The following is an 11,585-nucleotide window of genomic DNA, read 5'->3' on the forward strand; positions in this document are numbered from 1 at the left end:
TAACAACCAAGAAAATAAAAACTAAACTTAACTGACGGCTTCCTGCTATATAATCGCCCTCTAGATCATCCTGATTCTGAATAAGAGGCAGCGAATAATTTCTAAAAATTAATAACTATCCTATTATTGCTGCTAGACACCGAAATCCATGAGTCAAAAAACTTCCGGCGTTATTGCTGCGGGACATCCCAAAACTGCTGAAGCGGGTGTTGAAATATTGCGTAGTGGTGGAAATGCTTTTGATGCTGCCGTTGCCGCTGTTCTGGCTTCTTTCGTTGCTGAACCAGGATTGACTTCTGCGGCTGGAGGTGGTTTTCTTCTAGCGCATACACAAGACAACCAAAATATATTATTTGATTTTTTTACTCAAACACCTCGACGAAAAAGAAAACTGGATGAGCTTAACTTTTACTCAGTTGAAATGGATTTTGGTGGTGCAGTCCAAGAGTTTCATGTTGGGCTTGGCTCTATGGCAGTTCCAGGAAATATTGCAGGGATATTTCAGGTTCACAAAAAACTGGGCAGACTACCGTTTGAAGTTGTTGCGGAGCCAGCGATACTTTATGCTAAAAATGGTTTGCAACTTACTAAGTTTCAGTATTACTCTTTAGCCTCAGTTCTGAAACCAATTATTATTGATTACAAAGAAGGGAAGCAAATTTATAAACCGACTGGTGAGCTGATTGAGCCAGAAGGAATATTAACTATGAAAGAATTTGCCGAGACTTTGACTTACTTAGTTCAAGAAGGAGCGAGGGGATTTTATGAGGGAGAAATAGCTCATCGTTTAGTTAAAGATTGTGAGGATTTAGGTGGTCATTTAACCTTAGATGACCTAAAGGATTATCGTGTAGTTGAAAGAGAACCGTTGCTGATAGATTACCGTGGTAACACTTTATTAACTAACCCCCCTCCTAGTTCTGGCGGTACATTAATCGCTTTTGCCTTAAAACTGTTATCAAACATAAACTTAGTTGATATTGGTTTTGGGACAGCACGTCATCTAGAAACCCTAGCTCAGGTAATGCAGTTGACGAATGAAGCGAGGAAAGATGGATATGACGATTATCTTTACCAAGAGAACGTAGCTGACAAGTTCTTGTCGGATGAACATCTAGCTATTTACACGGCTAACTTAAAACAAAGTATCAACAAGTGGGGAAGTACAACGCATCTTAGTGTTGTAGATGGTGAAGGAAATGCTGCCAGTGTTACTACATCTAATGGAGAAGGCTCTGGTTATGTGATTCCCGGAACTAACATTATGGTTAATAATATGCTGGGAGAAGACGATTTAAATCCGCAAGGCTTCCATCAGTGGCAAGAAAATGTGCGAATTTCTTCGATGATGTCTCCAACAATAGTCCTCAAAAATAATCAGCCCGAAATTGTTTTAGGTTCTGGTGGCTCTAAGCGGATTAGAACCGCTATCTTACAGGTTATTTCTAATATTCTGGATTTTAAGATGCCCCTAAGTGAAGCGGTAGATAGTCCGAGAGTTCACTGGGAGAATGAGGTTTTTTATGTGGAACCTGGGTTTGTGGAGGAGGAAGTTAACAAGTTGGCAGCTTCCCCTCAGAGGCAGTTAGTGCGATGGCAAGAAAAAAATCTCTTTTTCGGCGGCGTTCATACGGTTCTAGAGACTTCAGAAGGATTGATTGAAGGTGCTAGTGATCAACGTCGGGACGGAGGAGTTGCAAGTTGTTGAAGCAGTATTGTCAGTTTCTTCGGCTCAGCTCAACTCAAATAATAAGCAATTTTTAGGGTTGACGTTTAGCGATCGCTTCATAGCGTCCCGTACTAGAATCCCAACTGCAAGAGATTTGGAACAACCTGGCTGTTGGGAGTTGCCCTGCCGATGCTCAACGATTAGCCAACCCCATACCAAAGACTCCAAATTGTATCACCTAACTTCGGTCTAGACGCTGGGCAGTTCTCGCGCTATGATTAGAGGCTGTGAATTTTATTAAAAAACATGAAAGCTCAAGAGGTTATTCGCTCAATTGAAGCGGAACAACTTAAATCTGACTTGCCTGTTATCCACGTTGGTGACACGGTGAAGGTTGGTGTACGGATTCGAGAAGGTGGTAAAGAACGGGTACAGCCTTACGAAGGTACTGTAATAGCAATGCGGAACGGTAGTATCAATGAAACGATAACCGTGCGCCGTGTTTTCCAAGGGATTGGTGTTGAGCGGGTATTTTTAGTGCATTCTCCTCGGATTGAGAGCATTAAAATTATTCGTCGTGGTAAAGTGCGTCGAGCGAAGTTGTATTATCTACGCGATCGCGTTGGTAAAGCCACTCGCGTTAAACAACGCTTTGATCGTAGTCTGTAGATTGGTGTTGATGCACTGATTGCGCTAAACTTATTAGAGCGAGGAGTCGGGCTATACCACTCCAGCCACCCTGTGCGCTCTTAGTTCAGTTGGTAGAACGCAGGTCTCCAAAACCTGATGTCGGGGGTTCAAGTCCTCCAGGGCGCGCTCAAAATTAATACAATAAAAAAGCCGAGGTGCAAGCGTCTGCCCGAAGAAATTGCCATTGCTGGCGCGACCTCATGAAAGTCAAAAATTTCGGGTAGACTTGTTGTGTGAGTGGCTGCCAAATGTCCCACCGGTAGACGCCTCACAGCTTCATAGACGGGGGAGATAAAAATTTGTGGCAAAGAAGACTAAAGCAGAAGCAGAAGCTCAAGAAACAGCATCGGGCTTTAACCCGACAAAATTCTTTCAGGAAACTAAAGATGAACTTAGTAAAGTAGTGTGGCCAAGTCGGCAGCAGCTAATTAGCGAATCAGCCGCTGTCTTACTAATGGTTATTCTCTCTGCCACCATGATTTACTTGGTGGATGGTTTCTTCTCTTGGGCATCCCAACAGGTATTTTGATGAGTTTTGCAACAGACGAACCTTACGATTCCGAACAACAGCTAGCCGACGACCCCCAAGCTGCCCATTGGTATGCGGTTCAGGTTGCGTCTGGCTGTGAAAAACGGGTCAAGACGAACCTAGAGCAGCGCATCCAAACTCTGGATGTAGCGGATCGAATATTAAGAGTGCAGATTCCGCAGACACCAACCGTGAAAATTCGGAAGGACGGTTCTCGACAGCACTCAGAAGAAAAAGTCTTCCCTGGCTATGTGTTAGTCCAAATGGTGATGGATGATGATGCTTGGCAGGTTGTCAAAAACACACCAAATGTGATTAACTTTGTCGGGGCAGAACAGAAACGCCGCTATGGACGCGGGCGTGGACATGTCAAACCAATGCCACTAAGTCCTGGAGAAGTCGAACGAATCTTTAAACAAGCTCAGGAACAAGAGCCAGTTGTCAAAGTTGATATGGCAGCAGGAGATAAAATCCTGGTTCTATCGGGTCCGTTTAAAGATTTTGAAGGCGAAGTTATTGAAGTCAGCCCCGAAAGGAGCAAGCTCAAAGCACTACTCTCTATTTTTGGACGGGATACGCCAGTGGAATTGGAATTTAATCAGGTTGAAAAAACAGGCTAGAAATGGCAAAAAAAGTCGTTGCGATGATTAAGTTGGCTCTCCCGGCTGGGAAAGCCAACCCTGCACCGCCAGTAGGCCCGGCATTGGGTCAGCATGGGGTCAACATTATGGCGTTTTGCAAAGAGTACAACGCCAAGACCTCTGACCAAGCTGGTATGGTGGTGCCAGTAGAAATTTCTGTTTTTGAGGATCGTAGCTTTACCTTTATCCTCAAAACCCCACCCGCCTCCGTTTTAATTCGGAAGGCAGCGGGTATTGAGCGAGGGTCGAGTCAACCGAATAAACAAAAAGTAGGCTCAATTACTCGTGCTCAATTACAAGAAATTGCTCAGACAAAAATGCCTGACCTCAACGCAAATGATATTGAGGCAGCAATGAAAATTGTCGAAGGCACAGCTCGAAACATGGGTGTTGCGATCGCAGATTAGTAGAGAATTTCCCAAGAATGTCTTTACGGCTGGAAAATTCCTGATTTGCTCCACTAACCTAAAACACTGTAAACATAATTAGGGGGAGAAGCTACCGCTTCGTTAGACGACCCCAGGAGATACAAATGCCAAAAAAAAGATCGCGCCGACTACAAGAACTAGCTCTTAAAGTCGAAGAGCGACCCTACCAGCCCATAGAAGCCCTGACTCTCTTAAAAGAAACCGCTACAGCGAAGTTCCCGGAATCAGCAGAAGCCCATATCCGCTTGGGAATTGACCCAAAATATACTGACCAGCAGTTGCGGACAACAGTAGCGCTGCCAAAAGGAACGGGTCAGACCGTGCGGATTGCTGTGATTGCTAGGGGTGAAAAAGTTACGGAAGCGACCAACGCGGGTGCTGACGTAGTTGGTTCCGAAGATTTAATCGAAGAAATCCAAAAAGGAATGATGGATTTTGATCGGTTAATTGCAACGCCAGACATGATGCCACAGGTCGCAAAACTGGGGCGTCTTTTAGGTCCACGGGGTCTAATGCCCTCTCCCAAAGGTGGAACAGTTACCTTTGACTTAGTGCAAGCAATTGAAGAAGTCAAAGCCGGACGATTAGAGTTTCGTGCTGACCGCACAGGTATCGTTCATATTTTGTTTGGCAAGGCATCCTTCTCTGCCGAAGACCTACTTGTGAACCTCAAAGCCTTGCAGGAAACAATCGACCGTAATCGACCCGCAGGCGCAAAAGGTCGTTATTGGCGTAGTATGTTTGTATCGGCGACAATGGGACCATCGATTGAAGTCGAGATTAACGCCCTACGTGACCTGAAACTTGGGGACGCAGCATAAGAAGAACGTTTAGATTTTCAACCGATCCAAAATCCTCGCGTCAAAAAAACTGAATCGGCTTGTGCCATAGACAGCAGGAGCGAATCGCTTAATAACCTGCCGAGGTCAATGCCCTGAGTATCCGCCGTGCCACCGGCATTTGTAAATGTGAGTGGCAGGGTCTACAAGATACAAAGTGCAACCCCGGCAAAGTGTCCGGGGTTTTGTAATTGGTTGTGCGTTGTTGGTCTAACCATCAACAAAAAACAAACCACAAAGGAGGTGAGATAAAAGATGGGTAGAACACTTGAAAATAAACAGGACGTTGTGGCTGATCTCAAGCAAACCTTGAGTGAGTCTCAACTTGCTGTAGTCATCGAATACCAAGGGCTGACTGTTGCTGAAATCACAGACTTACGCAACCGTCTACGTCCGTCCGGTACCGTATGCAAGGTGACCAAAAACACGCTAATGCGGCGTGCAATTGATGGCGATGACAATTGGCAACCGATGTCAGAATTTCTTTCTGGTTCATCTGCCGTCATGCTGGTCAAAGATGATGTGGGTGGGGCAATCAAGGCTTACCAAGACTTCCAGAAAGCCACCAAGAAGACAGAACTTCGTGGCGGTGTCATGGAAGGACGGGCATTAAATGAAGCCCAAGTCAAAGCCATTGGTGACTTGCCCTCGAAGGAACAACTTATTGCCCAAATCGCTGGTGCAATTAATGCTTTGGCAACCAAAATTGCTGTGGGTATCAATGAGGTTCCTGCTTCTCTGGGTCGAAGCATTCAAGCCATCTCTGAGAAGGAAGAAGGTGCTTCCGGAAGTGATGCGGCTTAAAAATCTTCATCCCTCAAGGTTAGGATTTTGCCTAATAATTCAGTGGCAACAAATCTGCTGAGCAAAACAACTGACAACTAACAACTGACCGAATTATTAATCTCAAGGAGTTTATCCATGTCTGCTGCAACTGATGAAATTCTCGAAAAACTTAAATCGCTGACTTTGCTGGAAGCTGCCGATCTCGTCAAGCAAATTGAAGAAGCCTTCGGCGTAAGTGCTGCTGCACCTGCTGGTGGCATGATGATGATGGCTCCTGGTGCTGCTGCTGCCCCGGCTGAAGAAGCTGAAGAGCAAACTGAATTTGATGTCGTTTTGGAAGACGTTCCGGCTGATAAGAAGATTGCCATCTTGAAGGTAGTCCGGACGCTAACTGGCTTAGGTCTGAAGGAAGCTAAAGACTTGGTGGAATCTGCGCCAAAGCCTGTTAAAGAAGCGATCGCAAAAGATGCCGCTGAGGATGCCAAGAAGCAGTTGGAAGAAGCTGGCGCAAAAGTAACTGTCAAGTAAGGGTAAGTGGTAAGTTATAGGGCGAGTTAGTTGCCTTAACTATCAAACCTAACTCTCACTTAGGAGTAGGCATCTTGCTTGCTCTTTTGGGAACTGCCAGAAAAATTCCATGAACCTTTTTAGGGGCGCAAGGTTTTGCGCCCCTAAAGTTATTGTGATAAAAATTTATTCTTGCCCCTATTCCTCTTCTATTCCTCTGAGCGATACGCTAAAAGTTAAAAGTATAGTGTTCAAACTGTGCAAGCTAGCTAGTGCGATCGCATAACTAGGCAGGACTTGTAAAAGCACCCATGTCAAACCCTCTCTCGAAGACAATGCAACTGGGTTTCATCACGGCTAGCTTGATTTTGGTGCTGGCAAGTAGTACCCATGCAACAGAAGTTTTAGAAACTCAGACACACCTCCTTAGTCAAACAGAAGTCTCCAAACACATGGAAAACCTACCCGGTTGGACAATTGAGAATCAGCAACTTTGCCGCACTTATCAATTTAAAGACTTTGTTGAAGCTATTGATTTTGTGAATCGCCTGGTTGAGCCAGCAGAAATCGCAGGACACCATCCAGACATTAATATTTCCTACAATAAAGTTAGTCTCAGCCTGACAACCCATGATGCGGGAGGACTGACACAGAAAGACTTTGATCTAGCCGAAGTTATCTCCCAGTTATCCACCCAACCTTAGTAGGGTTTTTTACTTAACCTATTTAATAAAATGTTTAAACCTTTACGAGTGCTTGGAGTCATCTTCGCACTTGTGCTACTGACTCTTTTGCATAGAAGTTTTACCCCAGTGTCAGCGTCATCTGCACTGGAATCACGCATTTCCAGACTAGAATCAGACAACTCTCAATTGCGATCGCAAGTTAGTCGTTTAGAGTCGGAAGTCTATAGACTAACGGGAACACGTCCTCAACTTGAGCGAGTCAATCAGCCAGCACCAAGAATCACACCAAATCCTTCCCTATCTCCCCTTTCTACGTTGGGAGACGATCCAATGTTTAAGCGCCTAGCTACGTTGGTGGTTGAACTTAAGGAACGAATTGTTGCACTAGAAACTCAAGTTGCTGGGTCCAGACGATAAGGCTAGATGTAAACCTTACATCACTTAACCTTGTAACACTTCTCAAAAGCTTTCTCCTCCGCCTCTTGGAGACTTTGTAAGTTTGCAGCAGTACTTTTAGATGTGTTTTTATCTTTAGCTTGGGATAAAACTTGAATCGCCTCGTCAGATTGTTGCTGAGCATTCTGTACAGCTTTTTCTGCATCTCTACATGCCTGGAGACTGCTTCCTTGCCTAATCGGAACACGGCATCCACTCAGCAAAATCGTGAGAAGTAAAATTCCGACAATTAGCTTAGCCTTTTTTGTTGACCTGGCAACAATGGTAAATTCCATAAACAAAGATGTAGCTTGAGAGTAGGGCTATTACAAACTTCTTAAGGAGATATCGCTTTCAGGAAACTAATCAAAGTCTTTAAGGAGATGAGCAGAAATAAAGGGAACTATCAAAGCTCTCACTAGCAATACATTAAGGGCGCTCTTGGTGTGCGCCCCTACAAGAAAGGTGTACCTTGATGGAGTTAGTCATCTTTATCGGTCTACAAGCGTCTGGCAAAAGTACATTCTTTCGCACATACTTTGCGACAACGCACGAACACGTCAGCAAAGACCTGATGCGTAACAATAAAAATCGGGCAAGAAGACAAGCCCAACTCATCGAAGCCGCACTACAAGCCGGACTTTCTGTTGTTGTTGACAACACCAATCCGACACTTGAAGATCGAGCATCACTGATTCAGCTAAGTAAGACCTATGGTGCCCAGATTATTGGCTATTACTTTGAATCACACGTAAGCTTGTGTCGTAAGCGCAACCAGCAACGTGTGGGGAAAGACCAAGTGCCAGATATCGCCATCTACTCAACAATCAAGAAGTTAGTGCGCCCAACTTATGCCGAAGGATTTCACCAACTATTTTACGTGAGTATTGCTCGTCAGTCGGCTTTTGAGGTTCGTTCCTGGCTGTAGGCTTGCTCAGCATTTAAGCTACAGGGTGGAGAGCTAGGGGGAGAAGATTATGCAATGTTTTATGGATCTCAGCTTAGGATGAATACAGAAAAGAGGAATACAACCCTCTACAAATAAAATAAATCGTCGTGAAACGGCATCAATTAAGGTGAATGAGGAGTTGCTGATGCAGGATGCTTAGGAACAATTTGTTCTTGACATACTTAATGCAGCTTGTCTGGAAGCGTAGGGTTTGGTGAAAAATCCTTTCACGATGACTGACATCTGTATAAATCTTGTGTGCATCTGCGGCTTCAATCTTTACAACCCGCTTGTCAGATCAGCTTAATTGTTTGCAAATCCTGAACGGCGTGCCGTTACAGGACAGATGCATAGGTGTTTTTTAACACACGGAATGCTGTAAATGTTTTCCTCTATTTTTCAGGGTAGCAAGGGGAAAACCTCGTACTCAAGTTGTAGGTTATCTGTGAACTAATCTACTTAATAACTTGTTTGGTTCGTGCCACATCAGTTGCAGACCAAACGTTGAACAATCGCGCAGGGGTGCATCACTACACTATCAAAGCTCAACACTACTACCTTGCCGTTGAATGCTAACTACTTTGAATAGTTTAAATATCAACTTGCTAGAGCAGCTAATTGATTTACTCCAAGCCTGTTTTTCTGTTGAAGAGGCGTACACAGCGATTAAACCGTTGGTTCAACGACTCTTTCCCAATGAAGTTGGTGCCATTTATGTTGTAAGTCCCTCAAAAAATCAACTGGAAGCGATCGCAACTTGGGGTTCAGCACCTTTAACCAGTGATCCAATCTTTACTCCCTGTGACTGTTTAGCCTTACGACGGGGACAGGTACACCTAGCTGAAGATACACACTATGGTTTAACTTGTCAACATATTCGACCCAATTCTCTCCCTGTTGAAACGTTCTGTGTACCCATGACTGTACATGGAGAAACTTTGGGAGTGTTGTACATTGGTTCATTGCATCGAGGACGGATTACCGAAACGAAGCAACTAGCGATAAGTGTCGCGAAGCATATCGGACTCGCCTTAGCTAACTTAAAACTTCGAGAAACCCTCAACAACCACAGTCTTCGTGACCCACTCACTAAGCTGTACAATCGGCATTACCTGGAAGAATCACTGGAGCGTGAGATCCGAAAAGCTGAGCGTCATCCCCAGAGTTTAGGAATTATCCTACTCAATGTCGATCACGTTGAGCGCATCAATGAGCAGTTCGGGTATGAAGCGGGTGATTTCTTACTCAGAGAAATCGGTAAGTTTTTACCCAAGCAAATTCGTGCGTCAGATATTGCTTGCCGTTATCGGAGTAAACAGTTCCTGCTGCTGTTGTCGGAAGCATCTTTGAAGACTACCCAACAACGAGCTAAACAACTGCGGGAGAGTATTAAGCAGCTAAATCTTGCCTATAAAAATCAATCGCTTGGCACTCTTTCGATTTCTTGTGGAGTCGCAAGTTTTGCAGAGCATGGGGTAACGGGAAAAGCCGTTATTCAGGCAGCGAGTGCGGCGTTAAACCGGGCAAAGAGGCAAGGACGCGATCGCGTTGTGATGGCATCTTTTACCCATTCTCTTTGAGATCGCATTGAATATGGGGTAGTTAGTCTATAAAACAAAACGTGTCACACGAGCAACAACAACCAGCCAAGCGCCTGATATCACTCGATGTATTTCGAGGAATTGCGATTGCTGGGATGATTCTTGTGAATATGGCAGGGCTAGCAGAGCAAGTTTATCCACCCTTGCTTCATGCTGACTGGAACGGCTGTACCCTAGCAGATTTAGTTTTTCCCTTCTTTCTCTTTATTGTTGGTGTAGCGATCGCATTTTCTCTATCGAACATCAAGGAAAATCAGACCATTCCAACGGTTTATTGGCGGATTGTCCGTCGCAGTCTGATTTTATTTGCCTTGGGGTTATTCCTCAATGGCTTCTGGAACTACGACTGGGACACGATCCGCGTAATGGGTGTATTGCAGCGCATCAGTTTAGCTTACCTAGCCGCTGCCTTAATTGTTCTCAAGGTACCGCGAAAGGGGCAGTGGGCGATTGCAATACTCTTACTAATTGGTTACTGGCTGGCGATGTCGTTTATTCCTGTTCCAAGTTATGGGATGGGTAACTTATCACGGGAAGGGAATTTAGGTGCTTATATTGATCGCTTAGTTATCGGTACAGCACATTTGTACAAGGGGGATAACTTCAACTCACAAGGAGATCCAGAGGGATTATTTAGCACAATTCCTGCTGTTGTGAGCGTCTTGTTTGGCTACTTCACGGGAGATTGGTTACGCCAACAGCCAATTAAGTCGCGCACGAGTTTGAATTTGGTACTGTTGAGCCTTAGTTGTATGGGAATGGGGCAGCTTTGGGGCTTTGGGTTTCCAATTAACAAGAAGCTGTGGACGAGTTCTTATGTTGTCCTTACAACAGGTTGGGCGTTACTTTTATTCGCAGCTTGTTATGAACTGATAGAGGTGCGTAAGCAACGCCGTTGGGGAAAGCCGTTCGAGATTATCGGCTTAAATGCGATTTTCCTCTTTGTCGCTTCCGTTTTGCTGATTAAAATCTTGGTCAAAACCCACATTGGAACTGGCGAAAACGCACCCACAACTTACACCTGGATTTACGAGCATCTTTTTGTTCCTTGGGCAGGGGCGATGAACGGTTCGTTGTTATTTGCCCTGCTAACGTTGGCATTTTGGTGGGTGGTTGGGTACGGAATGTATCGACGGTGCTGGTTTATTAAGGTGTAGGCGATCGCTTTTTCTCAAGAAGTAGAAACGCTGACTATCCGGAGCTTCGAGTTTTGAACAGAAAATAGAGTTAAGTAAGTAGGTGCAAAGATTTAGTGGTTAGCGATCGCCATCTTGCACTTACACTATTACCCATCAGGGATTAGCCCTGTGTCTTGGTTAAGGCGTATAGGTGGTAGGTTTTAGGGGAAAATTTGCCTATTCCCAATTCCCGAAAACCGAGAATCTTGTACCTCATCCTTTAGGAGAACCGCTATAGCTATTACTAATATGTTTATTTCTGCTGATCTACTAACATTACAACCGATAGTTAAACCTTTTATATCTGACCAATGTCTAAAGAATTTACCGTTGGCGATCGCGTCCGGGTGATTGAACTACCTCGCTACGTTAAAACAGCCGAACCCATCCCGATGCTGCGACCTCCTAATGTCATTCAACTTGGAGAAGAGGGTATCGTTCTTGATCGGCGTCCAGGAGGATACTGGGGCATTCGCTTTTCTCAAGGGGCGTTTTTGCTGGATAGCCAATATATTGAGGCAGTTCCGGTTACCTCTCAAACTCCTCCAGAAACTGAGAATTCACCAGAATCATCCTCTCCGACCTAAGGTAAACTTCAAGCGTGTACTTTTCTCGGATTCAATGCCTCCAATTCTTTTCCTGGAAAG

The 11,585-nt window shown here is 44.7% G+C and carries 15 protein-coding genes, 1 tRNA gene and 1 other annotated feature; of the genes, 15 read left to right on the top strand and 1 reads right to left on the bottom strand.

Features of this window, described 5'->3' with window-relative positions; translation table 11 throughout:
* Nucleotides 1–148 precede the first annotated feature (148 nt).
* The 11 genes from ggt (at nucleotide 149) to H6F98_RS31775 (ending at nucleotide 7,192) form a co-directional block, all read left to right on the top strand.
* Nucleotides 149–1,708, top strand: a complete 1,560-nt coding sequence (gene ggt / locus H6F98_RS31725; protein WP_192222714.1) for a gamma-glutamyltransferase — start codon at nucleotides 149–151, stop codon at nucleotides 1,706–1,708.
* A gap of 267 nt (nucleotides 1,709–1,975) precedes the next feature.
* Nucleotides 1,976–2,338, top strand: coding sequence for a 50S ribosomal protein L19 (gene rplS, locus H6F98_RS31730; RefSeq protein WP_192222715.1), 363 nt, complete (start codon nucleotides 1,976–1,978; stop codon nucleotides 2,336–2,338).
* A 74-nt stretch (nucleotides 2,339–2,412) separates the two neighbouring features.
* Nucleotides 2,413–2,485: transfer RNA gene (locus H6F98_RS31735), tRNA-Trp, on the top strand.
* 175 nt (nucleotides 2,486–2,660) lie between these two features.
* Nucleotides 2,661–2,888: a preprotein translocase subunit SecE gene (secE, locus tag H6F98_RS31740; RefSeq protein WP_192222716.1), complete on the top strand. Its 228-nt coding sequence runs from the start codon at nucleotides 2,661–2,663 to the stop codon at nucleotides 2,886–2,888.
* Nucleotides 2,888–3,508, top strand: coding sequence for a transcription termination/antitermination protein NusG (gene nusG / locus H6F98_RS31745; RefSeq protein ID WP_192222717.1), 621 nt, complete (start codon nucleotides 2,888–2,890; stop codon nucleotides 3,506–3,508). The genes secE and nusG overlap by 1 nt, the downstream gene beginning before the upstream one ends.
* 2 nt (nucleotides 3,509–3,510) lie before the next feature.
* Nucleotides 3,511–3,936, top strand: coding sequence for a 50S ribosomal protein L11 (rplK, locus tag H6F98_RS31750; RefSeq protein ID WP_192222718.1), 426 nt, complete (start codon nucleotides 3,511–3,513; stop codon nucleotides 3,934–3,936).
* A gap of 125 nt (nucleotides 3,937–4,061) precedes the next feature.
* Nucleotides 4,062–4,778 carry a 50S ribosomal protein L1 gene (gene rplA, locus H6F98_RS31755; RefSeq protein ID WP_192222719.1) on the top strand — a complete coding sequence of 239 codons (717 nt, stop codon included), beginning with the start codon at nucleotides 4,062–4,064 and terminating at the stop codon, nucleotides 4,776–4,778.
* Nucleotides 4,779–4,824: 46 nt separating this feature from the next.
* Nucleotides 4,825–4,994, top strand: a sequence feature (ribosomal protein L10 leader region).
* A 57-nt stretch (nucleotides 4,995–5,051) separates the two neighbouring features.
* Nucleotides 5,052–5,600 carry a 50S ribosomal protein L10 gene (rplJ, locus tag H6F98_RS31760; protein WP_192222720.1) on the top strand — a complete coding sequence of 183 codons (549 nt, stop codon included), beginning with the start codon at nucleotides 5,052–5,054 and terminating at the stop codon, nucleotides 5,598–5,600.
* Between the two features lie 117 nt (nucleotides 5,601–5,717).
* Nucleotides 5,718–6,110, top strand: a complete 393-nt coding sequence (gene rplL, locus H6F98_RS31765; protein ID WP_192222721.1) for a 50S ribosomal protein L7/L12 — start codon at nucleotides 5,718–5,720, stop codon at nucleotides 6,108–6,110.
* A gap of 353 nt (nucleotides 6,111–6,463) precedes the next feature.
* Nucleotides 6,464–6,793: a 4a-hydroxytetrahydrobiopterin dehydratase gene (locus H6F98_RS31770; RefSeq protein ID WP_277927634.1), complete on the top strand. Its 330-nt coding sequence runs from the start codon at nucleotides 6,464–6,466 to the stop codon at nucleotides 6,791–6,793.
* A 30-nt stretch (nucleotides 6,794–6,823) separates the two neighbouring features.
* Nucleotides 6,824–7,192 (top strand): hypothetical protein, encoded by a 369-nt coding sequence (locus H6F98_RS31775; RefSeq protein ID WP_192222723.1) that lies wholly within the window; start codon nucleotides 6,824–6,826, stop codon nucleotides 7,190–7,192.
* Between the two features lie 20 nt (nucleotides 7,193–7,212).
* On the opposite strand, the gene H6F98_RS31780 is transcribed toward H6F98_RS31775, so the two are convergent.
* Nucleotides 7,213–7,506 (bottom strand): hypothetical protein, encoded by a 294-nt coding sequence (locus tag H6F98_RS31780; protein WP_192222724.1) that lies wholly within the window; start codon nucleotides 7,504–7,506, stop codon nucleotides 7,213–7,215.
* Nucleotides 7,507–7,685: 179 nt separating this feature from the next.
* Here H6F98_RS31780 and H6F98_RS31785 point away from each other — a divergent pair, with 179 nt between their 5' ends.
* The 4 genes from H6F98_RS31785 to sipA all read left to right on the top strand — a co-directional run bounded on the left by H6F98_RS31785 (nucleotide 7,686) and on the right by sipA (nucleotide 11,525).
* The gene (locus H6F98_RS31785) at nucleotides 7,686–8,138 is read left to right on the top strand and encodes an ATP-binding protein (protein WP_192222725.1); all 453 of its coding nucleotides are present in this window, start codon (nucleotides 7,686–7,688) and stop codon (nucleotides 8,136–8,138) included.
* A gap of 602 nt (nucleotides 8,139–8,740) precedes the next feature.
* Nucleotides 8,741–9,739, top strand: a complete 999-nt coding sequence (locus H6F98_RS31790) for a sensor domain-containing diguanylate cyclase (protein WP_206759698.1) — start codon at nucleotides 8,741–8,743, stop codon at nucleotides 9,737–9,739.
* A gap of 41 nt (nucleotides 9,740–9,780) precedes the next feature.
* On the top strand, nucleotides 9,781–10,917 hold the full coding sequence (locus H6F98_RS31795; RefSeq protein WP_192222727.1) for an acyltransferase family protein: 1,137 nt from the start codon (nucleotides 9,781–9,783) through the stop codon (nucleotides 10,915–10,917).
* Nucleotides 10,918–11,249: 332 nt separating this feature from the next.
* Nucleotides 11,250–11,525 carry a regulatory protein SipA gene (sipA, locus tag H6F98_RS31800; RefSeq protein ID WP_192222728.1) on the top strand — a complete coding sequence of 92 codons (276 nt, stop codon included), beginning with the start codon at nucleotides 11,250–11,252 and terminating at the stop codon, nucleotides 11,523–11,525.
* The last annotated feature ends 60 nt before the right edge of the window (nucleotides 11,526–11,585 follow it).

This window comes from Microcoleus sp. FACHB-SPT15 (assembly GCF_014849525.1).
Classification (GTDB): domain Bacteria; phylum Cyanobacteriota; class Cyanobacteriia; order Cyanobacteriales; family Coleofasciculaceae; genus Symplocastrum; species Symplocastrum torsivum.

Bases quoted from the DNA above. Each gene is read 5' to 3' on its own strand.
- H6F98_RS31780 (WP_192222724.1), bottom strand. From the start codon at position 7,506: ATGGAATTTACCATTGTTGCCAGGTCAACAAAAAAGGCTAAGCTAATT.
- nusG (WP_192222717.1), top strand. From the start codon at position 2,888: ATGAGTTTTGCAACAGACGAACCTTACGATTCCGAACAACAGCTAGCC.
- rplK (WP_192222718.1), top strand. From the start codon at position 3,511: ATGGCAAAAAAAGTCGTTGCGATGATTAAGTTGGCTCTCCCGGCTGGG.
- rplJ (WP_192222720.1), top strand. From the start codon at position 5,052: ATGGGTAGAACACTTGAAAATAAACAGGACGTTGTGGCTGATCTCAAG.
- H6F98_RS31785 (WP_192222725.1), top strand. From the start codon at position 7,686: ATGGAGTTAGTCATCTTTATCGGTCTACAAGCGTCTGGCAAAAGTACA.
- ggt (WP_192222714.1), top strand. From the start codon at position 149: ATGAGTCAAAAAACTTCCGGCGTTATTGCTGCGGGACATCCCAAAACT.
- rplS (WP_192222715.1), top strand. From the start codon at position 1,976: ATGAAAGCTCAAGAGGTTATTCGCTCAATTGAAGCGGAACAACTTAAA.
- rplA (WP_192222719.1), top strand. From the start codon at position 4,062: ATGCCAAAAAAAAGATCGCGCCGACTACAAGAACTAGCTCTTAAAGTC.
- sipA (WP_192222728.1), top strand. From the start codon at position 11,250: ATGTCTAAAGAATTTACCGTTGGCGATCGCGTCCGGGTGATTGAACTA.
- H6F98_RS31775 (WP_192222723.1), top strand. From the start codon at position 6,824: ATGTTTAAACCTTTACGAGTGCTTGGAGTCATCTTCGCACTTGTGCTA.
- rplL (WP_192222721.1), top strand. From the start codon at position 5,718: ATGTCTGCTGCAACTGATGAAATTCTCGAAAAACTTAAATCGCTGACT.